Raw genomic sequence first — 21,216 nt, 5'->3', positions numbered from 1 at the left:
AATCCAGATCTGGGTCGATGCCGACGCATGCCCCGGCGTGATCAAGGAAATCATTTTCCGCGCCGCCGAGCGGCGGCAGATCCGCACCACGCTGGTCGCCAACCAGATGCTGCGCACGCCGCCGTCGAAATTCATCCGCGCCATCCAGGTCGCCCATGGTTTCGACGTCGCCGACGCGCACATCGTCAGCCAGGTAAGCGCCGGCGACCTCGTCATCACCGCCGACATCCCGCTTGCCGCGCAGGTCATCGAACGCGGCGCGACGGTGATCGACCCGCGCGGCGAACTGCTGACCCCGGCCACCATCCGCGAACGCCTGAACATGCGCGACTTCATGGAAGGCCTGCGCGCCGCCGGCGTCGATACCGGCGGCCCGGCCGCCTTCAGCCAGGCCGACCGGCAGGCTTTCGCCAACCAGCTCGACCGCTTTCTGGCGAAGATTCCGGGTTAATCCTTGCGCCCGTGCCCGGTCGGTTTCTGCGTCGCCGACAGGATGCCGCGCAGGATGTTGACTTCGTCCTTCTCCAGCCCGGCGCGGCCGAACAGGCGGCGCAGCTTGGGCAGCAGGCGGCCCGGTTGTTGCGGGTTGAAGAAGCCGGTGGCGGTCATCACCGCTTCCAGGTGGCCGTAGAAGCCTTCGACCTCGTCGTGCGTCGCCGGCGGCGAGGCGAAGGGCGTTGCCCCGTCGCCGGCGAGCGGCGCGGCGCCGGCGAAGGCCGCCATGCGGCATTCGTAGCAGAGTAGCTGGACGGCTGCGCCTAGATTCAGCGAACTGAATTCCGGGTTGGTCGGAATGGTCACCGCCGCCTGGCATTGCAGGACTTCCTCGTTGGCCAGGCCGGAGGTCTCGTTACCGAAGACCAGGGCGACCTCGCCGTCGGCCGCGGCGGCAAGCAGGCGGGCGACGGTTGCGCGCGGCGTGCCGACCGGCGGCCCGAGATCGCGCCGGCGCGCCGACAGCGCCACCGCCAGCACGGTGCCCTGCAGGGCGTCGGCCAGGGTCTCGGTGACCTTGGCCCGTTCGAGCAGGTCGACGGCGCCGGTGGCGCGGGTGTCGGCTTCCGGGTCGGGAAACTGTTTCGGCGTCACCAGACGCAGGTCGGACAGGCCCATCGTCTTCATCGCCCGTGCCGCGGCGCCGATGTTGCCCGGGTGGCTGGGACGACAAAGCACGATACGAATGCGTGACAGCAGAAGTTCCGGTTTCATGGTGTAAAATCCACGTTTCCCTAAATTTGAATCAGATGGCTGCGAGCAATGCCGTGGACCATCCGATCGCTCTTTCAAAGCCATGCATCCAGCCATTAATATCGCCGTCAAGGCCGCGCGTCGCGCCGGCCAGATCATCAACCGCGCTTCCAACGACCTCGATTCGCTCAAGGTTGCCAGCAAGCAACCGAACGATTTCGTCACCGAAGTCGACAAGGCCGCCGAAGCCGCGATCATCGAAACCCTGGTGGATGCCTATCCGGCGTACGGGATTCTAGCAGAGGAGTCCGGCGTCTCCCCGGCGAAGTCGGGCGACAGCGAATACCAGTGGATCATCGATCCGCTCGACGGCACCACCAACTTCATCCACGGCCTGCCGCAATACGCGATCTCGATCGCCCTGGCGCGCGGCAACGTGCTGGAACACGCGGTCGTCTTCGACCCCAACCGCAACGAACTGTTCACCGCCTCCAAGGGCGGCGGCGCCTTCCTCAACGACCGCCGCATCCGCGTCTCCAAGCGCATCCGCCTCGGCGAAGCGCTGATCGGCACCGGCTTCCCCTACCGCGAATTCGACAAGATCGACCTCTACCTGTCCATCTTCAAGGAACTGGCGCAGAAGACCGCCGGCCAGCGCCGCCCCGGCGCCGCCTCGCTCGACCTCGCCTACGTCGCCTGCGGCCGTTACGACGGCTTCTGGGAATTCGGCCTCGCGCCGTGGGACATGGCGGCCGGCGCCCTGCTGATTTCCGAAGCCGGCGGCCTGGTCAGCGATCTGCGCGGCGAAGCCAACTACCTGGAAACCGGCAACATCGTCGCCGGCACGCCGAAGGTTTTCCTGCCGCTGCTCAAGCTGATCGAGGAAAAGCTGCCGGAATCGGTGCGCGGCTGAGTCGCCATTGCCCCCACAGAAAGCGCCCGCCGGGCGCTTTTTTCATGTCCGCTCGAAGGCCTCGATGATCGCCGACATCGCCGCCGCGGCGCCCAGCGGCAGGTAGAAATCGACGTGCTCGCTCAAGGGCGTGCGCACCGGGTTGATCTCGACGGTCGGCACGCCGTCCTGCAGCGCCATCACCACCGGCTGCACGATGTAGGGAAAGGTCGCCGAGGTGCCGATGGTGAACACCATGTCGAAGCCCTCGTCGAGCGCCGCATCGAGCCGTTCCAGCGCATCCACCGGCAGCGCCTCGTCGAACAGCACCACCGCCGGACGCAGGATCGCCCCGCAATCCGGACAGGGCGGCGGCAACTGGCGACCGGCCAGCGTCTCGATCGTCTCGGCGAAACCGCAGCGCGGGCAATACAGTTCGTGCAGGCCGCCATGGATCTCGATCACTTCCTCGCTGCCCGCCGCCCGGTGCAACCCGTCGACGTTCTGGGTCAGCGTCAGCACGTAGGGCAGACGGCGTTCGAGGTAGACGATGGCGGCGTGCGCCGCGTTCGGCTGCGCGCCGCGACAGGTTTCCTCGATCTGCGCCAGGTATTTCCAGGTAATTTCCGGATGGCTGCGGAACATCGGCCCGGACAGCGCGCGCTCGATCGAGATGCCTTCCTCGGTGTGGCGACCGTCGTAGAGGCCGCCGGTGCCGCGATAGGTGGGCAGGCCCGAATCGGCGGAAATACCGGCGCCGGTGATGAACAGGACGCGCCGCGCGCGCGCCAGTTGGGCGGCGATGGCTTCGATCATTGACTACTCCTGAAAGCGATTCAGGCGTAAGTATCGAGCCGCGGCCCCTTATCTGTCGATGACGGATCGCCGTAGGCCGCCTGCAGGCGCTGCCGCTGGCTGTCCTGCCCATCGCCTTCGCCGCCGGAAAGCTGCTGCTGCGCCAGCTCTGCCCGCGCCTGCTGTTCCATCTGCGCGGCCTGCGCCGCCACCGCCCGGTCCTGCCCGGACGGATCGGCCGGCGCCATTGCCGCGGCACGGATGCGCCGCGCCCGCTCGATAGTTTCCTGTGGCGTCTTGCCCGGCGAAGTATCGATACCAACCTCGCCGGCGACCGCGTAGCTCTGGCCGTCCGGCCCGCGCTCATAGGTGTAGCTGGCGCCCGAGGTGATCATCCCGCCGCCGGCCGCCATGTGCGCCATCTCGTGCTGGCGGACCTTGCGGTCGGTCTGCTTCAACTCATCGACCAAGGCCAGTTCTTCCGCGCTCAACTGGCCGACCGCTTCGTCGGCCCGCGCCTTGCCGATCGCCCGCGTCTCTTCCCGGCCGGGGCGTTCGCCGTAGGCCGGATAACTCGAAACAGCGGAAGAGACCCCGGAAATCATCATGAAATCAATACGATGGAATAACACCAGTTGTTTTCATGATAGGCCAGCCCCGGGCAAAAACCAAAGTTTTGCTTCAGTTGCAGAGAATCTGGTTGCCCTGCATGCGGCAGTTCTTGCCCCCGCCAGTGCCGAAATTGACCGTCGGTGGCCCGGCGGGCTTGCCAGCGGGCTTGCCCGCTGGCTCGCCGCAGCCCCCCTTGCTGCAGTCGCGCGGGTTCTGCGGCGGACGATGAAGCTGTGGCGAGGCGATCAGCGGCCGCAGCGCATGTTGCTCCGCCGGCCTGGCTGCTGCCAGCACGCGCTGCCCCGCTTCGGGATCGCCGGTGCAGGTCGAGGCAATCAGCGCATTGCGGTCGGCGTCAATGGTGTCGAGAATCTGCTGGCGGCAGTTGGCGAAGCCGCCGGCATCGCGCGGTGGCCGGGCGCAGATTTCCCCGAGCGCCGCCTGTTGCGCTGCCGTCAGGCGGGCATTGCGGGCCAGATCGGCGCACTCCTTGCGCTGCGCCGGGCTCGCCCCGTCCGCCGTTGCCGCCGGCGGTGGCGGCTTGGCGGCCGCGGCTTCTTCCTCGAGGCGCTGCAGTTCGAGCTGACGCCGCTGGTGCGCCGCGCGTGCCTCGGCCTGGCGCTCCTCGCTGATCGCTTCGCCGGGCACCGCCTTCAATGTGCGCTCGGCGCCTTCGCAGGGGCGTTCGTAGAACACCGTGCGGCCGTCGGGCGTGCGGCATTTATAGGCCTGGGCGACAGCCAGCGGACTGACGAGCAGGAGGGAAAGCAGCAGGCAGAGGCGAGGTTCGCGCAGCATCGGTCGCTCCGTATCGGTGGCGTTGGGCGGCGGGTCCGGCAAGGCGGCGGACAGGCCCACGGATGCAAGACATTATAGTCGCGCCGCCGGCAGTGAAATGCGCTGGCAGGAATCCTCGCCGCGCCGCTGAACTGACCACCCGGCTAGCGGCCGCTAGTTGATGTAAGGGCTTCAGCGGCGCAGCCAGTCCGCCGCCAGCCGGGTCAGGCGCGGCATGACGAGGTAGGACATGGTGACGGCGACCAGCGCCGTCACCACCGCCGTGCGCAGCAGGAAAGGCAGGCCGCCCAGCAGCGGTGCGACGAAAGCGAGCAGCAACGCCACCGTCGGGAAAATGCCGCACCAGCTGAGCAAGGTCATCTTCCAGCGCCGCGGCATGCGCTGCGCCGGCACCAGCGTCGGCCCGAACCAGGCATCAAGGCCGTGCAGCATCCGGTACTCCGGCTCGCCCTCGGCCACCGTCGCCAGCCGCGCCATCCATTCGGCACGTACCGGCGACGCCTGCCAGCGCTCCAGGTCCGCCTGCTGCGCGAAGCGCTGGATGATCTGGTACTCGCCACCCGCTGCGGCTGGTGGAATCAACTCGGCCGAAACGTAACCCGGGAAATGCCGCGCATCGGCAAACATCGCCCCGACCAGCGCCTCGTAAGCCTCGGAACATCCCTCTTTGGCCCGCCGTCGAACCACTCGGAACACCGCTTCGCCGCCCATGACAATCTCGACAAAATAATTAATATCGAGATTTTATAGAGCGCATTCAATAAATGGCCAGCGGTTTTTCCGGATGCGCCCCGGAAAAGGCCAACAAAAAACCCGCCGGGGCTTGCGCCGAGCGGGTTTCAAGATTTTTCCGATGGTGGGCGGTACTGGGTTCGAACCAGTGACCCCTGCCGTGTGAAGGCAGTGCTCTACCACTGAGCTAACCGCCCATCGAGGAAGGCGCGAATTTAACCATAAGTCGCGAAGCGGGTCAAACCTCGCTCGGCTAAAATAGCGAACTTTGTTTCACACAGATCGAACCGATTCCCATGAAGCCTGTCCGCACCCGTTTCGCCCCCAGCCCCACCGGTTACCTGCACATCGGTGGCGCCCGCACCGCCCTCTTCTCGTGGGCCTATGCCCGCCGCCACGGCGGCACTTTCATCTTGCGCATCGAGGACACCGATGTCGCCCGTTCGACGCCGGAAGCCGTGCAGGCCATCCTCGACGGCATGGCCTGGCTCGACCTGGGGCACGACGAAGGCCCGTTCTACCAGATGCAGCGCATGGACCGCTACAAGGAAGTGCTCCAGCAGATGCTGGCGGCCGGTACCGCCTATCACTGCTATACGACGCGCGAAGAACTCGATGCGCTGCGCGCCGAACAGGAAGCCCGCAAGGAAAAGCCGCGTTACGACGGGCGCTGGCGTCCGGAAGACGGCAAGACGCTGCCGCAACCGCCGGCCGGCGTGTCGCCGGCGATCCGCTTCCGCAATCCGAAGGACGGCGTCGTCGCCTGGGACGATGCGGTCAAGGGCCGGGTCGAATTCGCCAACAGCGAACTTGACGACCTGGTCATCGCCCGCGCCGACGGCACACCGACCTACAACTTCTGCGTCGTCGTCGACGACTGGGACATGGGCATCACCCACGTCATTCGCGGTGACGACCACGTCAACAACACGCCGCGCCAGATCAACATCCTCAAGGCCCTGGGTGGCGAGGTGCCGACCTACGCCCACCTGTCGATGATCCTCGGCGACGACGGCGCCAAGCTCTCGAAGCGCCACGGCGCGGTATCGGTGATGCAGTACGACGACGACGGCTACCTGCCGGAAGCGGTCATCAATTACCTCGCCCGCCTCGGCTGGTCGCACGGCGACGACGAGGTGTTCTCGCGCCAGCAGTTCGTCGAATGGTTCGACCTCGACCACATCACCGCCTCGGCGGCCCAATTCAACACCGAAAAGCTGCTCTGGCTGAACCAGCATTACATGAAGCAGTTGCCGGCGGCCGCACTGGCGGCCCGCGTCAAGCCACGGCTGGCGGCGCGCGGCGTCGATACCGACAGCGGCCCCTGCCTGGAAAAGGCGGCGGCGCTCTACGTCGATCGCTGCAACACGCTGAACGTCCTGGCCGATGCCGTGGAAGTCTTCTATACCCCGGTCACCCCGTCGGCGGAACTGCTGGCCCAGCATCTCACCGACGAAACGCGCCCGGCACTGGCCGACTTCGCGGCCGGCATCGCCGACGTGGCCTGGGAAATCCCGGCCATCGCCGCGCTGATCAAGGAAACCATCACCAAGCACGGGCTCAAGATGCCGAAACTGGCGATGCCGCTGCGCGCCCTGCTGGTTGGTCAGACGCAAACCCCGTCGGTCGATGCGGTGATCGAACTGGCCGGTCGCGAACGCGTTGCCGCCGCCCTGAAAAAATATCTCTAAAATCTCGCGAAGGCCCTTTACAAGGGGAAAGTCGATCCCTATAATGCGGCCTTCTTTCGAGCAGGGGGGTATAGCTCAGCTGGGAGAGCGCTTGCATGGCATGCAAGAGGTCAGCGGTTCGATCCCGCTTACCTCCACCAAAGAGCTCGAAAGAATGCAGTAAAGAAAGTCCGGGTCCCCATCGTCTAGAGGCCTAGGACACCGCCCTTTCACGGCGGTAACCGGGGTTCGAATCCCCGTGGGGACGCCAAGAATTTGCAGTAGCACAGGTTCAGTGCGGAGTGGTAGTTCAGTTGGTTAGAATACCGGCCTGTCACGCCGGGGGTCGCGGGTTCGAGCCCCGTCCACTCCGCCAATTTATTCCCAAGTGACTGATTGTATTAACCAATCAGTCACTACGGCGAATCAAGGGTACAAAGACAGGGTACAAAGTTCAGTCAGAAGAGACTGTACATGCACCCTAAATGACCCTCAGGAACCATATCTACCATTTCCGCCAGAGCATTCCTCAAGAGCTGCGTGCGCGCATCGGCAAGCGGGAAATCAAGAAGCCTCGGGGTCGGAATTACCCCGCAGCCGTCAACCTCTGCAAAAAAGCCGCCGTCGATCCCTTCTCCTCCGAGGGGATTCGCCGTGCCCGACCAGTTCCCCTGACCGAAGTCACGCCAGAACTCGAAACCCAGTTCGGCAACCTGATTCGCAACTCGCTGCTCGAAAGTTCCAGAATCTTCCTGATCGGCCGGGGTTACAACCCGAATTTCTCTGCGGAGGCTTGGCGAAAAATCGCCTACCACCACCCGAGACGACACGTGAAGATGCCCTGGCGTTCCGCGACTTCCTGCGGGACATCAAAGCCCTCTCCCCCGGTACGATAGCCAACAAGCTCGGTTTCATCGGCATCTTGTTCAACGCCGGGCGAAATACCGCGCGCCTGGCAAGCCAACTGCCGGAAAACCCGTTTGGCGACATCACGGTGAAACGGGCCAAGCGCGGCAACGCCGACAAGAAGCGCCTATCCTTCAGCGACAGCGACCTGAAAACCATCTTCAGCAGCCCGATCTACACTCCGGGCGAGCGCCCCGAAGGCGGCGCCGGTGAAGCCTGTGTCTGGGTGCCGGCGATCGCCCACCTGACCCGGCATGCGACTCGAGGAAATCGCCACCCTGACCCGCTCGCAGTTCCGAAGCGACGCCAAGGGCAATCACTACATCCACGTTCTGGCCTCGAATACCGATCGCGGCGCCAATCGGGACGTCCCCATCCATCCAGAACAGATCAAGGCGGGCCTGTTGAACTACGTCAGCCTCTGGGCGGATCGACTGATAGCTGCGGCCGTTCATGGCAAGTGCTGAATACGACCTGCTCGGCCAAAGCAGTCCTTGGGCTTCTGCGCGAAACACGTCGGGAATCTGCAGATCAGCGGTCATTCAATAGCCAATGCTACTCAACGGTGGCATCGCACTGAACAACGCGCTCTACAACTCAATGTACAGCATCGGCCTGAGCAAGGACGTGCGCAGCTAGTTCTCGACCCGCGTGCAGAAAACCCGCCTCCCCCGGAACTTCATCGCCAAGACCCTCCGGGCTCAGCCGAAGCTCGCGCTCAGCAGACTCGCGTTGTAGCCCTGTTGGGCGACCAGTGATTGAAGAAACTGGTTGCTCGTCGCCCCATTCGCCGAGCTTGAGGTGGTCGAACCGAGCATTTCATTGAGGAAAAGCGAGGACAGACTCGAAGAACTGCTGGTATCGAGAACGCCAAGCTGACTGAGATAGGAGTATTTCCAGCTTTGGCCGCTCGTACCGAGCAGATTCGATGAATTGAAGCTCGGGACCGCAAACTGGAGCAGACGCGACGTCGACAGCGCCCCGTGAGTCAGCGAGGTGACGCGCTGGGCCAGCCCCGTAGCGGGGCTGCTGAGCACACCTGCCACGCTGGCCGGCGAGGCAGTCAAGGCAGCGCTGAAGGCCGTGGTATTGAGGGATAGCGTGCCGTTGGCGTTGCTGGTGATGCCGACCCGGGCGAGGCTCGTGCTGTCCCCGAGCGCGTTCGACAATTGGGACCGCAGATAGGAGACGCTCAAACCGAGGCTGGTATTTTCCGAGCCGAGCCGGGTCAGCGTCGTCTGAACCGCGTTATATGCGTCGACAAAGGAATTCACGGTTGTCGTCATGGCGCTATCGGGGGCCACGCTCAATGCGGTTTTCCCGGTCGCCGCGAGATTCAGCGTCAGCCCCGGGCTAGCCGTACCTACCGTGTTGCTACTGGCGGTGAAAGCCGTCCCGTTGAGCAATCCTTCGGCATTTTTCGCCTGGCTGGTCAGCGTCACCCCACTGCTGCCCTGCGCCGGATAAGCCAGCAGACCAGCCACGCCGGCATTGCCGCTGACGCCGATGGTGAAGGCATTGGCCGCCCCGGACTGGCCGGTGACACTCAACTGGTAGCCGGCCGACGACGAGACGACTTGCGCCCGCAGCCCGATGTCGGCGGAATTGATCGCCGAAGCCATCCCCGCCAGCGTGTTACTGGCGCTGTCGAGCGCGACCTGACGGCTCTCGCCGCTGGCAAACTGGAAGGCCAGGGTCGCAGCCCCGTTGCCGATTGGCGTCAGGGAGCTGGTCTGCGGCGCACTGCTCAAGCTCTGTGCCTGCGCCAGTTGCCTGACCTCGACGGCGTAGGTACCGGTGGCCGTTCCGTCGCCGACCGAAGCTGTAGCCACCTTGGCGTTCGACGAAGTGACCGTCCGGGCATCAAATGCTCCCAGAGCAGACAAGGATTGCGCAGCCGACTCAAGCGTTTCGACGCCGTTCAGCAATTTCCCCACGCTGGAAATACTGGTCTGTACGCCCCCTAGGGAAAGCAGACTGCTGATCCCGGACGTGCCGGAAACGCCGGACAACGAACTGACCGACGATGTCGGATAGAGCGCGTTGATCAAACTGAGCGTGGGGTTGTACCCATAAATCGAGGAGACGTTCATTTTATCCACCTGGACATGACGTCGAACGGCCTCGCGAATGCCTGCCGTCAGCGATTTCTACATTCTTTATAGCACATCGCTGCGCCGGGCCAGCCGGCCCTGCCGCCAATCACCACGGTCGCTTCAGCAGCGCCGGCAAGGTCTCGACGATCCCGGCAGGCAGGGCGCCGATCGTGTCCGCTGCGCCAGCTAAGCTGCGACACCGTCGATGAAAAGCTGCAGCGACTCAGCCAGCTGATCACCTAGCCGATCGACGTGAGTATCTCGACCGAAGGCGCCTTCTCCCGATCCGGCGTGACCGCCAGGTGCCCAGCGGCGTAGCGCCGCGGGAGCGCGCCGGCACGCCCTTGGCGAACCGGCGCGCCGATGATTTCCTTTAGCTGGCGACGGATTCCGCCTGCAACGCCAGGTCGGTTTGCTCGCCGCCTGCCGCGGGCCGGATCCGGAACCAGATCGCGTACATGGCCGGCAGGAACATCAGGGTCAGCGCGGTTCCGGCGAAGGTGCCGCCGATCAGGGTATAGGCCAGCGTGCCCCAGAACACCGATTGGGTCAGCGGGATGAAGGCCAGCATGGCGGCCAGCGCGGTCAGGATGACCGGCCGGGCGCGCTGCACGGTGGCCTCGACCACGGCATCGAAAGGCGCCAGACCATCCTGCTCGTTGTCGCGGATCTGGCCGATCAGGATCAGCGTGTTGCGCATCAGGATGCCGGACAGCGCGATCAGTCCGACCAGCGCGTTGATGCCGAACGGCTGGCCGAACAGCAGCAGGGTCGGCACGACGCCGATCAGGCCGAGCGGCGCGGTGGCGAACACCATGGTCATCGCGGCGATCGAGCGGACCTGGAAAATGATGGTGATCAAGGTCAGCGCGATCATGATCGGGAAAACCGGCGCCAGGGCGCGATTGGCCTTTCCCGACTCCTCGATGGCGCCGGCCATTTCGATCCGGAAGCCGGCCGGCAGCTTGCCGATGATCGGCTGCAACGCCGTCCACACGGCGTTGGACACGTCCGGCGGCTGCAAGCCCTCGGCGATGTCGCCGCGCACGGTGATGGTAGGCGTACGGTCGCGGCGGCGCAGGATCGGGTCTTCCATACGCACCTCCACCTTACCTATCTGGGACAGCGGAAGCTTCTGACCCGCCGCGCCGACCAGGGTGAAATCGCCAATCCTCGCCGGATCAAGCCGCGTGTCGCCAGCCGAGCGGGCGGTGAGCTGCACCGAACGGATGTCCTGGCGCACCTCGGTAATCGGGGTGCCACTGAGCAGGAACTGCAGTTGCTGGGCCACGTCGCTGGAAGTCAGGCCGAGGCTCTGCAGACGGTCCTGGTCGAGCGAGAAATGCAGCGTCGGCACGCGCTCGCCCCAGGCGGTATTGACCGTGCGCATCTGCGCCGAGGCCTGCATCACGCTCCGCACCTCTGCTGCGATCTCACGCAACTTGTCCGGTTCCGGCCCCATGACACGGAAAGCCACCGGGAAAGGCGACGGCGGGCCGAACACGATCTGCGTCACGCGCTGATGGCGTGGCGTATGGGTGCCGGCGAGACGATCGAGGGTTCCAGAAAGGGGTTGCCCTGCACCAGGACAATCGCTGCCGTGGGCGCTGCGGCCAGGGCAAAAAGCAGGGTTGCCACGAGCGCCGCCTTGGCATTTTCGGCATGCACGACAGCCACGGAGAGCAGCGTCAGCAAACCGAGGAAAGCCATGCCCAGCCACTTGAGCGGATTGATGTGGGTCTGGCTGAGGCTGATCCGCAAGTCGCGGTCGTTACGCAGATCGGCAGCCTTTTGCAGCATCAGCATTTGCCCATTGCCGCCTGCCGCCTGGGCAATTTCCGGCCTGACCAACAGGACGAGCAGTGCATCAGCTTGCGCCGCCGCATCACTGCTGACCCCGCGCCGAGCCAGTTGTGGCCACTCGGCGACGATAGCCTCGCCGTAATCGATCAGTTGCCGGTTCAACTGCTGCATGATCGGCGAATCGATATTTCTCGCCATCGTCAGAATACTGCGCAAGCTGTCCGCTTCACGGTACACGGCGGTCGTTGCCCGATCATGCGCATTCCAGGTGTCGTTGGCAAGGAAGGCCAGGGTCAGGCCAAACAAAACCCCAATGATGTTGATGAACGGCGGCGCGACGCCGTGCAGGCCACGAATCCGGGCGGCCCATCGCGAAGACGCCATCAGCCAGTAAATGCCCCACACCATTGCGAAGGTGCCGACCACCGCGAGAAAGGCATAGCCGTAGTGGTCGTAGAGATAAAGCTGCGAAAAAGCCATGGTGGATATGCGCCCGATTTGCCCCAATGCGCCATAACTCTAACAGGCCCGGCGCAAGGTCGCTGCAGGAAAGCCCCGAGCGGCAAAGCACTGGAACACCAGGCAGTTGCTTGATCGAACGGAGACGAGCGTCCTGAAGGCCGACTTCCGGACTGTTGCACAATCCCCAGAAAGCCTTGGCAAGTCCGTGGATAAGACTGGGAGAAATGAGCCAAACCACTGACCCGAAAGACAAATACGGCGCTGCTCATTTTCCGGGCAATCAGGCGACCTGGCGACGCATCCGGGTTGCCCGCAGCGGCGCCTGAGCGCAGGCGGCCTCGTCGACGAAGCAGTCTCCGCTCGCCCCGGCAGTCAACTCAAGCGTCGTCCGGACGACTGCAATAGTGTTCCTCGGCCATCCGGGCGGCGGCTTCCCACAGCGCAGGCGCTCCACCCTCGATCGGCGGACGGCAACGCGTCATGATCTGTTCGAGCGTCACGCCGCACTCGACCCAGGTGCCGCCGGCGGTCGCCGCGTTGTGCAGCATCGGCTGGAAACGATCGAGAGCCTTGGCGAATCTGGCGTCGTCGCTGACCGCCGCCTCGAACTCCCGCCACAAGTCGTGAAACTCGCTTGCCTGGGCTTCCGGTAGCAGGCCGAAGATACGTTCGGCGGCAAGACGTTCGCGCTCGGCCTGACCGGCATGCGCCGCCGGCAGGTGAAAAGGCACGTCGCCCGCATCGATCTCGACGATGTCGTGGATCAGCAACATCTTGACGACGCGCAGCACGTCGACGCTACCGGCAGCGTGTTCGGCGAGCACCAGCGCGTACAGCGCGAGATGCCAGGAATGCTCGGCGCTGTTTTCACGGCGCGAGCGGTCGATCAACGGCGACAGTCGCACGATGCTCTTGAGTCGATCGATTTCCCTGAGGAAATCCAGTTGCCGTTGCAGATCGGAAGTCGTCACGTTGCCTCCCTCTTTCTAGAGACCTTGCCGGGCAAGCCGGCTTACTTTCTCCACTTTGCCCAGGGGTCCGAACTGTCCTTCTCCGACGCGCCCGAAGGATTTGCCGGCCGCTGTCTCGGGCCTTTGCGCTGGCCGGCATCGCGGTCGTGCGCTGCCGCCTTCCGGGCACGTTTTTCCCGCAAGCGCTCGGCATCCTCCAGGCTCAATTCGGCAGGCGGGCCAGGCTGTTGCTCCGGCGGAACGATGCGATCCCGCGGCGGCAGTTCAAACTGCTCGGCCGAGGCGCGCGGTAGCCCCTTGAATTGATACAGGTAGAAGGCCTCGACCTTTTCCCGAGCCCAGTCCGTCTTCTTGAGGAACTTGACGCTGGAGTCGATGCTCGGCTTGGTACTGAAGCAGTTGATGTTCAAGTAGGCGTACAGGATCTCGAAGCCGTAGTGTTCGACGATTTCCGTCAGCAGTTGCTTCAGGCTGACGCCATGCAAGGGGTTGTTCTTGTAATCGATGTCAGCAGTCATGGGCCTGGATTAGCGGGGATGGCGTTTTCAAGGGAAACAAGGTCGTTACAGTAGCGCGACGCGATCATCTGACCAACAGCCTGTTTTGCTCAAACGCAACGCAGCAACAAAAAAGCCCTTGGAATCCAAGGGCTTGATTTGATTGCTGCAGAATTGCTGGCGGAGAGGGCGTCCGTATAACTGCGACAATTTCGGACTTCATGAGACAACAGAAATCCGGTAATTTATGGCTATAAATCAGTGAATTAGCGCCATTCAGGCCAAAAATCGAAGTCTGTTAGTCTCACGTTGTATCTATCAATCTCGCTGCCGAATGGTTACACTGATGGTGACACAAGAACCGGAGTCACCACCATGTCACTGACCGTCAAGCAGGTTGAATCCCTCATTCGCAAGGCCGCCCCCGGTGCCACCGCCGATGCCGATGGGCTATACCTGAAGATCACCCCGGCCGGCAGTGCGTCCTGGCAATACCGCTATCAGATTGGGGGCGGAAAGCGCCGCATGATGGGCTTGGGGGCGTGCTCTGTGGTCACACTTGCGCAGGCCCGCGAGAAGGTCGCAGAGGCCCGGAAACTGGTCAAGCAGGGCATCGACCCGCTGGAGGTCAAGGAGGCTGAAGCGCCGGCCCGCGTAACCACATTCGCCGATGCCGCGACGGCTTACGTCGACGGGCGTGCTGACGGCTGGAGCAACCCCAAGCACGTTGAGCAGTGGCGTAGCACCTTGGCGACCTACTGCGCCAAGTTCGCCACCCTGCCGGTGGGCGACGTGACCATCGACCACGCCGAAGCCGCCTTGCGTCCGGTCTGGCTGGAGAAGTCCGAGACAGCCACCCGCGTGCTGACCCGCATCGTCGCCGTGCTGGCCTTCGCCCACGATAAGGGATGGCGCAAAGACGACGACGCGGATAGCTGGGCACCCCGCCTGCGTCGCCGCCTGCCGATGCTGCCGAAGAAGGCTATCCGCGTCCGGCACCACCCGGCCCTGCCTTACACGCAGATTGCCGAGTTCATGAAGGCGCTACGCTTGAGCGACGCGACAGGTAGCCGTGCGCTGGAACTCGCCATATTGTGCGCATCGCGGTCGGGGGAAGTCCGGGAGGCACGCTGGCAGGAAATCGACTTCGAGGCCGGCACGTGGACGATCCCCGGCGAGCGTATGAAGGCCCGTGTCGAGCATCGCATCCCGCTATCACGGCAGGCACTGGCGCTGCTGGCCCGGATGAAGCCGGCAGACGTGGAGCCGTCCGCCTACGTGTTTCCGGGCATGAGGCCCGGCAAGCCCCTATCCGACATGACCTTAACGGCGTTCATCCGCCGCCAGAATGAGAAGGCCGTCGTGTGGGCAGATGATCGTGGTGACGCGATCACACAGCACGGTTTCCGATCAACGTTCAGGGATTGGTGCGCAGAGACGACGGCCTACCCGCGAGACGCGGCGGAAATGGCGCTGGCCCACACCATCGGCGACAGGGTGGAAGCGGCCTATCGTCGGGGCGATCTGTTCGAGAAACGCCGGGCGATGATGCAGGATTGGGCGGACTACTGCGACGGGCTGGCGACCTGAGTTTATGGCTATATACACACGGCATGGTTGCGTAGAACATGCGACTTCATGCGACAACATGGGGTTTGTCGCAGACTTTTGGAGACATCGCCATGCAGCCACCGAAACAGACCACGATTGTCGTTAATCCAGACCCAGGGACACGGGAGGAGGGAATCAAGCACGTCATAAAACCCGATCCAGCGCCTCAGGTTATTCACGTGAAGCACATCGTCCACCTCACCTCTGAGAGTCAGGTCACCCACATCGTTCACACTATAAATCCGGGGCCTGAATTTCAACCCCGAGAAGTAACGGTGCTTAGCGACCCCGACCCACGGGACACTCATTACTCCCAAATCATAGAACCCGACCCGGCACCGCGAAGCACGCAAATGGCGTATCCGGCTGATTCCTGCTCAGTGGCTAAGGTGTTCCATTTCGAATACAACGTCACCCCAGATACGAAACCTCGCACCCTTCATATCTTTCACCGGATCACTTCCAAGGCCGAACCGCCCGTATTGCCTGCCTGAACCGAGCACGCCGCCCCCTAGTCCGGCCAGACGAACGCGGGAAACCTTCACCCGCTGGGGGCGGCTCCAAATTGAAGGAGCGCAACGAAGGAGCGCACGAAGATGACCACGCATCAAGTAGGTCGAAGCCATGCCCGGCGACAGGTTGAGGAAATCGACGCGGACGGAATGACCGTCTGGCTCGAACGAATCAACGCTGACGACTACCTTACCGCCGGCACGCTGACCCGATACAAAGACCGGGCAATTGCCGTTCTGAAAGCCCACCGCGTCCCCGTGGATGACCTGCTGGCACAAGTGCCGGGCGGTTCAATGGTGCGCGATTACGTTCTGAACCTCCTGCCGATCAACCGCGTGAAAACCCCCACCGAGGAAAAACTGCGTAAGCAGTACCTGGAGCCGACCGACCCTTTGCAACTGGAACCGGCCGCCCGACTGCTGGAGACGGCCCTGCACCTTGAGGCATACGGGAAGTCTGCCGATCCAGCATTGGCCTACCGATTCGGGCGACTGGCCCTGCTGTTCGACGTATTGGGCGAAGTAAGCGTGGAGAAAAGCAACCGCCGAAAAGACAAACCCGGCAACGCTGACGACTACAACCCGGACAGAAATACCCGGATACGTGCCTTCCACGCCGGACTAGTCAAAGCGGGCCACTATGACGCGATCAAACAGACCGCTGACAAATTTAGTCTTTCGCGGAAAAGAATCGGCCAGATTGTGAACCCCAAATAACGGCAAGTCGGACATAACCCGGTTGTGTCCTAGTTGCTCGCTCAAATGCCTCCCAACACGACGACATGTGTCGTCGTAAGACTTCAAGGAGGCATCATGCAGAACCAATCACTACGCCCGAAACACGCTGCCCAGCATCTCGACATAAGCCGGGCGACCCTGTGGCGCTGGCTTAAAGAGCGCCACGACTTCCCGAAACCCCGCCGCCTATCGACGCGGTGTGTTGTGTGGGATGCCGCCGAACTGACCGCTTGGCGCGATGCGCAGATGGGCGGTGCCAAATGAGCGATCCGACAAAAGGAAGCGCCCCGGCCGGGCAGGGCGGGGGCGCAGGGGTGTTACATCGAGACGCAGTGCAAGAGAATTCTAGCACGGGCAATGCCGAGGCGATCAAGCCCGCCGGCCCGATGCTGACCCTACCTGCCCCCCTCGCCGCCCTGGCTGAAGAACCGACGTTCTGCCTGTACAAGACAGCGCCGAGCGCCACCAAGCCCGGCAAGCTCGACAAGCGACCCTGCAACTATCTGGGCGAAGTGGCCGACGCCAACGACCCCCGTAATCACATGACCGCCGAACTGGCCTGCCAGTGGGCCGCGCACTACGGCCCGCCCTATGGCGTCGCCAAGGTATTCCCGCCGGGCGGACGGTTTTTCTTCCTCGACATCGACAACTGCCTGCAAGACGACGGCCAGTGGTCGCCGCTCGCCTTGACGCTGATGCAACGGCTGGCCGGGTGTGCGGTCGAGGTGTCAGCGTCGGGGCGCGGGCTGCATATCTTCGGACGTGGCCCCGTACCCGAGCATGGCTGTAGGAATACGGCGCTGGGGCTGGAACTCTACACTGAGGGGCGGTTCGTCGCCCTGACCGGCACGGGGGCCGTAGGCGATGCTGGTCATACGCCGCCGCCAGACGTGTGGCAGTGGCTGGTGCCGACCTACTTCCCGCCGCGTGCCGGCGGTGCTGGGGGCGACCGTGGCGCTGACTGGACTGACGGCCCGTGCTCTGAGTGGCGAGGCCCGACAGACGACGCTGAACTGTTGCGCCGGGCGATGCGGTCGCAATCCGGCAAGGCCGCGCTGTTCGGCAAGGCGGGTTTCGCCGATCTGTGGGAAGCGCGGACAGACGTTCTGGCGGCCACATATCCGGCGGATGCCAGCGGATCGGGGGCGTATAACGCCAGCAGTGCCGACGCCGCCCTGGCGCAACATCTGGCTTTCTGGACAGGGCGCGACTGCGAACGGATCGAACGTTTGATGAGGCAGAGCGCCCTTGCTCGGTCGAAGTGGGACGATCGGGAAGACTACCTGCCCCGGACGATTCTGGGGGCGGTGGCGGGTTGCCGTGATGTGCTGGTCGACCGTGCGCCGCCGCCCGGTTTGATGACCGCGCCCCCCGGTGACTACCACCTTGCCAGCCTGATCCGGCAATTACCGACTCAAGATAGCGTGGCCGAATTGGTCATTCACCAAAACCGGGACAACTGGCTGTATGACCACACCGGCGGGCGCTGGTTGAAGTGGGACGGCTCCAAGTGGGCGACCGATGCGACACGGGAGATCGAGCACATTGTCCGGCTGGAAATGCGCGCGCGGAATATGGAAGGGGCCGCGACGAAAGCCAGCAACTCGTTCCTACAGGGAACCGTGGCATTTCTGCGGAACGACCCGGCATGGGCGCGACAGGGCAGCGACTTCGACCGCAACAACTACCTGCTTTGCACGCCGGGGCTGACCTTCGACCTGCTTAACATGCAAGGATGGCCGAACCGCCCCGGCGACATGCTGACGATGTGCACATCGGTGGCACCTGCCGCCGAAGGTGGGGCGCGTTTCCGGCAGTTCCTCAACGAGGTGACGCTAGGTGACCCCGACTTGCAGACCTTTTTGCAAGTCGCCCTTGGCGCGTGTCTTTCCGGTGCCGTGGAGAGTCACTGGATGCTTTTCTGGCGGGGCGTCGGGCGCAACGGCAAGAACACGCTAGGCGACCTTGTGCAGGACGTCATGGGCAGCTACGCCCGGAAAATCCCGTCAGCCACGCTTATGGTGCGGAAGCACGAAGGGCACCCGACCGAGCTAGCCAGCCTCAAGGGCGTGCGGCTTGCGGTGTCGAGTGAGGTTGCGGACGGTGCGCACTGGAACGAAGCCCGCATCAACGAATTGACCGGCGACAAGACCATTGCCGCCCGGTGGATGAATGGCAACTTCTTCGAGTTCGAGCGCACGCACAAACATCTGATTTTCGGGAACCATCGGCCCCAGATGCGAAGCTGTACTGAGGCCGTCAAGTCCCGGATCAAGATTGTCCCGTTCAATGCCTGCTTTGCCGGACGAGAAGACCCCGACCTCCCGGCTACGCTGCGCAAAGAGGGAGGGTATGTCCTGCACTGGTTGATGGAAGGTCACCGCCTGTGGATCGAGGGTGGCCGGAAGCTGCCACGGTGCAAGGCGGTCGAGGACGAGAGCGCGGATTACTTTCAATCCCAATCGAGCATTGACGCTTGGGTGGCCGAACGCCTGGAAATGCTCCCGGACGATCCGCGCCCCGGACGCGACCTGCCGACAGCGGGAAGCCTGTACGCCGACTTCAAACAGTGGAAGTTCGACCGGGGCGAGCACGCCGAGAGCCAGACACGTTTCGGAGAGGCGCTGAGAGGTGTCCACACATTGGTGAAAATGACCGTCGCAGGGCTTACCCGTTACCGGGGCGCGAAGTTGAAACCACCCGCAAACCACCCTTGGCAATAACGCGTGGTAGACCCTTGGTAGACCCTTTTCCGGTACGTCCCTTATAGAAACCCCTTTCTTTGGCGAGGGCTGGAAAAGGGTCTACCAAGGGTCTACCAAGCCCCTTTTTGGAGTGAAAAACAAAATCATGGACAAAATACATAATTTAACGCCGCGAGCCATAAATTATGGATCGGCAGCCTGCGGAACTGTGACCGCACCCGAAAATTCCCGTTTCGGGGCGGAACGGGCGAAAACGGGAACGCTTGCCGGGGGCGGCGATGTGGTCAAGCTGGCCGATGCTGCCGTCGCCCTCAACATGAAGCTGGGCACGCTTCGCCGCCTGGTCAAGGAAGGCATGCCGACCGTCAGGCGAGCGGACGCGAGGGGCGGCAGGGGCAGCACGACCTTGTTGCACTTGCCGACCTGCCGGCAATGGCTGGCTGCCCGGCAGCAACCGGGGCAGCCGGTTGAAGTCCTGCTGCTTCAACTCGCTGGCGAGCTACCCGCCGTTGTCGCTGCCGGACTGGACGATGCCGCCCGACTGTGCGACGGCCCGCACAAGCACGCCCTGCTGCGTATGCTACCGGGCATCTGGTGGCTGGTGGCGACCGCGCTGCGCGATCATCTGACCGAGCACGGGGCACCCACGCTGCGCGACCTGACGCATGCCGACCTGCCGCCGGCACTGGCACGTCTACTTAATAGCGAACTTCAATCGAAACGTTGAAGTTTATAGCGTTCGCGTATTCTGATTTCACACTAACCCCTCAGGAGATATTCAAAATGGATTCCCTTCAACAAGCAATGATTTTCCGCGCTCAGGGCGCCTTGCAAGCCGCCGTCAGCGATCTGCCGAACCGCCGCAAGGCCGCTGCCGGCTTTATCGAAGTCGCCAAAGAGATCATGCTTCAACCCCGTGCCGGTATGACCCGGCGGGCCTTCGAGTCGCTGGCCGGGCATGAAAATCCCTACGTCGCCAAGGCGGTCGGGGCGATCAGTTACCGAGAAGAAATTTTCGACACGGCAGAAGTCAAAGCGATGGTCGACGCCTACCTGGAGACGCTGGCCGAAACCTGTCTGCTGGACGCGCTCGCCCTGTTCGTTCCGACGCTGAACGTCAGCACGCGCAATGCCATGCTGGCGTCTGGCAGTGCCGGCAGTGCGACGGAAGGCGGCATGAAGATCGTTACCAAGCCGACCTTGACCCGCACCGATGCCGAGCCGTCAAAGGCTGCCGCCATCGTTGCGATGAGCAAGGAATTCTTGACGCTCGGGGGCGATGCCGCGCTGGGTATGGTGAAAACCGAAATGTCGACCGCCATCTCGAAAACGGTCAATCAGATGCTGGTCGCCCAACTGATCGACTCCAATACCGTGGCCATCCCGGCTTCCGGCGATGCGGTCGCCGACCTGAAAGCCGGCATTGCCGCTGCCGGTGGCGCCGCCGGCTACGTGATCGCCGCAGCGTCTGGCGTCGCTGCCGCGCTGGCTTTGAGCGTTGAGAACCGGGGCGGCATGGGCGTTCGGGGCGGTGCATTCACCACCGACGTGCATGTGGTTGCCACCGACGAGGTCGACGGCATGATGGTGATTCCCTGCCGCGATCTGGCGATCTTCGACAGCAAGCTGGAGTTGCATCCGTCCGGCGAGGCCGCCATCGAAATGTCCGACTCGCCGACCGGCGACGGCACGCTTGTCAGCCTGTTTCAGACCGGCAGCGTTGGCCTGCTGGCGGAGCGTTCGTGGCATATCGGCGGTGATGCGGTGGCCGTTATCGTGGAGGGTTCGTAACATGAGCGCCGTAACCTTCGAGCAATATCTGGACGATCCCGACGCTGCCGCTACGCTGATCGAAGCCGAAGTCGAACGGGAGCTACAGGCCAAGGGCTTGCCCAAAACGACCAAGGCTTCGTTCCCCCACCTGCTGACCCACATCAAAACCAACGGCTTCGAGTTGCAGCGCCTGCATCGGCGTATCAAGGCGCTCGAAGCCGAGGCCGCAAAGCCACGCCCGGTGATGGTTTTCGCGGGCGATTGGATCGAGGGCAGCGAGTATGACGCCGGTTCGCTTGTCCAACACGCTGCCGACCTGTGGCTGGCGATTCAACCTATCGAGCCGAAAGCACCGCCCTCCCGTGCGACTGGCTGGACGCTGCTTGTCCAAGGGGCACAACCGTGACCGACCACGACGCCCACGAACTGCTGGCAATCGTCCGCGCGACGATCCG

21 protein-coding genes, 4 tRNA genes and 1 pseudogene are annotated in these 21,216 nt (G+C 63.4%); 16 read left to right on the top strand and 10 right to left on the bottom strand.

Annotated features, from left to right (window positions below):
* The first annotated feature begins 1 nt into the window (after position 1).
* Positions 2–451, top strand: coding sequence for a YaiI/YqxD family protein (locus ACE3OV_RS17140; RefSeq protein WP_374328716.1), 450 nt, complete (start codon positions 2–4; stop codon positions 449–451).
* On the opposite strand, the gene ACE3OV_RS17135 is transcribed toward ACE3OV_RS17140, so the two are convergent.
* Positions 448–1,209, bottom strand: a complete 762-nt coding sequence (locus tag ACE3OV_RS17135) for an RNA methyltransferase (RefSeq protein ID WP_374328705.1) — start codon at positions 1,207–1,209, stop codon at positions 448–450. The two genes, ACE3OV_RS17140 and ACE3OV_RS17135, sit on opposite strands and share 4 nt — an antisense overlap.
* Before the next feature lie 82 nt (positions 1,210–1,291).
* Here ACE3OV_RS17135 and ACE3OV_RS17130 point away from each other — a divergent pair, with 82 nt between their 5' ends.
* Positions 1,292–2,101, top strand: a complete 810-nt coding sequence (locus tag ACE3OV_RS17130; RefSeq protein WP_374328704.1) for an inositol monophosphatase family protein — start codon at positions 1,292–1,294, stop codon at positions 2,099–2,101.
* A 42-nt stretch (positions 2,102–2,143) separates the two neighbouring features.
* On the opposite strand, the gene ACE3OV_RS17125 is transcribed toward ACE3OV_RS17130, so the two are convergent.
* The 5 genes from ACE3OV_RS17125 to ACE3OV_RS17105 all read right to left on the bottom strand — a co-directional run bounded on the left by ACE3OV_RS17125 (position 2,144) and on the right by ACE3OV_RS17105 (position 5,214).
* Entirely contained in the window at positions 2,144–2,896 is a 753-nt protein-coding gene (locus ACE3OV_RS17125) for an NAD-dependent deacetylase (protein ID WP_374328703.1), read from the bottom strand.
* A gap of 20 nt (positions 2,897–2,916) precedes the next feature.
* Positions 2,917–3,507, bottom strand: coding sequence for a putative metalloprotease CJM1_0395 family protein (locus tag ACE3OV_RS17120; RefSeq protein ID WP_374328702.1), 591 nt, complete (start codon positions 3,505–3,507; stop codon positions 2,917–2,919).
* A gap of 49 nt (positions 3,508–3,556) precedes the next feature.
* Positions 3,557–4,285, bottom strand: a complete 729-nt coding sequence (locus ACE3OV_RS17115; RefSeq protein WP_374328700.1) for a hypothetical protein — start codon at positions 4,283–4,285, stop codon at positions 3,557–3,559.
* A gap of 171 nt (positions 4,286–4,456) precedes the next feature.
* The gene (locus ACE3OV_RS17110) at positions 4,457–4,996 is read right to left on the bottom strand and encodes an antibiotic biosynthesis monooxygenase (RefSeq protein ID WP_374328699.1); all 540 of its coding nucleotides are present in this window, start codon (positions 4,994–4,996) and stop codon (positions 4,457–4,459) included.
* A 143-nt stretch (positions 4,997–5,139) separates the two neighbouring features.
* Positions 5,140–5,214, bottom strand: a tRNA-Val gene (locus tag ACE3OV_RS17105).
* A gap of 99 nt (positions 5,215–5,313) precedes the next feature.
* On the opposite strand from ACE3OV_RS17105, the gene gltX reads away from it, so the two are divergent.
* The 6 genes from gltX (at position 5,314) to ACE3OV_RS17075 (ending at position 8,173) form a co-directional block, all read left to right on the top strand.
* Positions 5,314–6,708 carry a glutamate--tRNA ligase gene (gene gltX / locus ACE3OV_RS17100; RefSeq protein ID WP_374328698.1) on the top strand — a complete coding sequence of 465 codons (1,395 nt, stop codon included), beginning with the start codon at positions 5,314–5,316 and terminating at the stop codon, positions 6,706–6,708.
* A gap of 64 nt (positions 6,709–6,772) precedes the next feature.
* Positions 6,773–6,848, top strand: a tRNA-Ala gene (locus ACE3OV_RS17095).
* Between the two features lie 34 nt (positions 6,849–6,882).
* Positions 6,883–6,958: transfer RNA gene (locus ACE3OV_RS17090), tRNA-Glu, on the top strand.
* Between the two features lie 28 nt (positions 6,959–6,986).
* A tRNA-Asp gene (locus ACE3OV_RS17085) sits at positions 6,987–7,063 on the top strand.
* 109 nt (positions 7,064–7,172) lie between these two features.
* Positions 7,173–7,583, top strand: a complete 411-nt coding sequence (locus tag ACE3OV_RS17080) for a DUF6538 domain-containing protein (RefSeq protein ID WP_374328697.1) — start codon at positions 7,173–7,175, stop codon at positions 7,581–7,583.
* Positions 7,481–8,173 carry a hypothetical protein gene (locus ACE3OV_RS17075; RefSeq protein ID WP_374328696.1) on the top strand — a complete coding sequence of 231 codons (693 nt, stop codon included), beginning with the start codon at positions 7,481–7,483 and terminating at the stop codon, positions 8,171–8,173. Before ACE3OV_RS17080 ends, ACE3OV_RS17075 begins: the two co-directional genes overlap by 103 nt.
* Before the next feature lie 121 nt (positions 8,174–8,294).
* Here ACE3OV_RS17075 and fliD read toward each other — a convergent pair whose 3' ends face one another.
* Positions 8,295–9,686: a flagellar filament capping protein FliD gene (gene fliD / locus ACE3OV_RS17070; RefSeq protein WP_374328695.1), complete on the bottom strand. Its 1,392-nt coding sequence runs from the start codon at positions 9,684–9,686 to the stop codon at positions 8,295–8,297.
* Between the two features lie 376 nt (positions 9,687–10,062).
* Positions 10,063–11,205 carry an efflux RND transporter permease subunit gene (locus ACE3OV_RS17065; protein WP_374328694.1) on the bottom strand — a complete coding sequence of 381 codons (1,143 nt, stop codon included), beginning with the start codon at positions 11,203–11,205 and terminating at the stop codon, positions 10,063–10,065.
* 487 nt (positions 11,206–11,692) lie between these two features.
* Between ACE3OV_RS17065 and ACE3OV_RS17060 the strand changes: the two are divergent.
* Positions 11,693–11,809 (top strand): annotated as a pseudogene (locus ACE3OV_RS17060) (hypothetical protein); the annotation flags it as partial.
* Between the two features lie 522 nt (positions 11,810–12,331).
* Here ACE3OV_RS17060 and ACE3OV_RS17055 read toward each other — a convergent pair.
* Together ACE3OV_RS17055 and ACE3OV_RS17050 are read right to left on the bottom strand one after the other, a co-directional pair.
* Entirely contained in the window at positions 12,332–12,925 is a 594-nt protein-coding gene (locus ACE3OV_RS17055) for an HD family hydrolase (RefSeq protein ID WP_374328693.1), read from the bottom strand.
* A 41-nt stretch (positions 12,926–12,966) separates the two neighbouring features.
* Entirely contained in the window at positions 12,967–13,410 is a 444-nt protein-coding gene (locus tag ACE3OV_RS17050; RefSeq protein WP_374328692.1) for a VF530 family DNA-binding protein, read from the bottom strand.
* Between the two features lie 387 nt (positions 13,411–13,797).
* Between ACE3OV_RS17050 and ACE3OV_RS17045 the strand changes: the two genes are divergently transcribed.
* The 7 genes from ACE3OV_RS17045 (at position 13,798) to ACE3OV_RS17015 (ending at position 21,167) form a co-directional block, all read left to right on the top strand.
* On the top strand, positions 13,798–15,012 hold the full coding sequence (locus ACE3OV_RS17045; protein ID WP_374328691.1) for a tyrosine-type recombinase/integrase: 1,215 nt from the start codon (positions 13,798–13,800) through the stop codon (positions 15,010–15,012).
* Between the two features lie 617 nt (positions 15,013–15,629).
* Positions 15,630–16,262, top strand: a complete 633-nt coding sequence (locus ACE3OV_RS17040) for a hypothetical protein (protein ID WP_374328690.1) — start codon at positions 15,630–15,632, stop codon at positions 16,260–16,262.
* A 96-nt stretch (positions 16,263–16,358) separates the two neighbouring features.
* A complete protein-coding gene (locus ACE3OV_RS17035) occupies positions 16,359–16,547 on the top strand; it encodes a helix-turn-helix transcriptional regulator (protein WP_374328689.1) in 189 nt (62 codons plus the stop codon).
* The gene (locus tag ACE3OV_RS17030) at positions 16,544–19,006 is read left to right on the top strand and encodes a phage/plasmid primase, P4 family (RefSeq protein ID WP_374328688.1); all 2,463 of its coding nucleotides are present in this window, start codon (positions 16,544–16,546) and stop codon (positions 19,004–19,006) included. Before ACE3OV_RS17035 ends, ACE3OV_RS17030 begins: the two co-directional genes overlap by 4 nt.
* A gap of 190 nt (positions 19,007–19,196) precedes the next feature.
* Positions 19,197–19,715 carry a hypothetical protein gene (locus ACE3OV_RS17025; RefSeq protein ID WP_374328687.1) on the top strand — a complete coding sequence of 173 codons (519 nt, stop codon included), beginning with the start codon at positions 19,197–19,199 and terminating at the stop codon, positions 19,713–19,715.
* Positions 19,716–19,816: 101 nt separating this feature from the next.
* A complete protein-coding gene (locus tag ACE3OV_RS17020; RefSeq protein WP_374328686.1) occupies positions 19,817–20,779 on the top strand; it encodes a hypothetical protein in 963 nt (320 codons plus the stop codon).
* 1 nt (position 20,780) lies between these two features.
* Positions 20,781–21,167 (top strand): hypothetical protein, encoded by a 387-nt coding sequence (locus ACE3OV_RS17015; protein ID WP_374328685.1) that lies wholly within the window; start codon positions 20,781–20,783, stop codon positions 21,165–21,167.
* Positions 21,168–21,216: the final 49 nt, after the last annotated feature.

Origin of the sequence: Azonexus sp., from assembly GCF_041909095.1 — a bacterium.
Lineage (GTDB): Bacteria > Pseudomonadota > Gammaproteobacteria > Burkholderiales > Rhodocyclaceae > Azonexus.
The sequence above is the reverse complement of the archived record's forward strand: the minus strand, read 5'-3'. Positions and strand labels throughout refer to the sequence as shown.

What these genes read in the sequence shown, in the direction of transcription:
- ACE3OV_RS17130 (WP_374328704.1), top strand. Translation starts at nt 1,292, where the DNA reads ATGCATCCAGCCATTAATATCGCCGTCAAGGCCGCGCGTCGCGCCGGC.
- fliD (WP_374328695.1), bottom strand. Translation starts at nt 9,686, where the DNA reads ATGAACGTCTCCTCGATTTATGGGTACAACCCCACGCTCAGTTTGATC.
- ACE3OV_RS17080 (WP_374328697.1), top strand. Translation starts at nt 7,173, where the DNA reads ATGACCCTCAGGAACCATATCTACCATTTCCGCCAGAGCATTCCTCAA.
- ACE3OV_RS17110 (WP_374328699.1), bottom strand. Translation starts at nt 4,996, where the DNA reads ATGGGCGGCGAAGCGGTGTTCCGAGTGGTTCGACGGCGGGCCAAAGAG.
- ACE3OV_RS17030 (WP_374328688.1), top strand. Translation starts at nt 16,544, where the DNA reads ATGAGCGATCCGACAAAAGGAAGCGCCCCGGCCGGGCAGGGCGGGGGC.
- ACE3OV_RS17015 (WP_374328685.1), top strand. Translation starts at nt 20,781, where the DNA reads ATGAGCGCCGTAACCTTCGAGCAATATCTGGACGATCCCGACGCTGCC.
- ACE3OV_RS17040 (WP_374328690.1), top strand. Translation starts at nt 15,630, where the DNA reads ATGACCACGCATCAAGTAGGTCGAAGCCATGCCCGGCGACAGGTTGAG.
- ACE3OV_RS17125 (WP_374328703.1), bottom strand. Translation starts at nt 2,896, where the DNA reads ATGATCGAAGCCATCGCCGCCCAACTGGCGCGCGCGCGGCGCGTCCTG.
- gltX (WP_374328698.1), top strand. Translation starts at nt 5,314, where the DNA reads ATGAAGCCTGTCCGCACCCGTTTCGCCCCCAGCCCCACCGGTTACCTG.
- ACE3OV_RS17115 (WP_374328700.1), bottom strand. Translation starts at nt 4,285, where the DNA reads ATGCTGCGCGAACCTCGCCTCTGCCTGCTGCTTTCCCTCCTGCTCGTC.
- ACE3OV_RS17035 (WP_374328689.1), top strand. Translation starts at nt 16,359, where the DNA reads ATGCAGAACCAATCACTACGCCCGAAACACGCTGCCCAGCATCTCGAC.
- ACE3OV_RS17045 (WP_374328691.1), top strand. Translation starts at nt 13,798, where the DNA reads ATGTCACTGACCGTCAAGCAGGTTGAATCCCTCATTCGCAAGGCCGCC.
- ACE3OV_RS17135 (WP_374328705.1), bottom strand. Translation starts at nt 1,209, where the DNA reads ATGAAACCGGAACTTCTGCTGTCACGCATTCGTATCGTGCTTTGTCGT.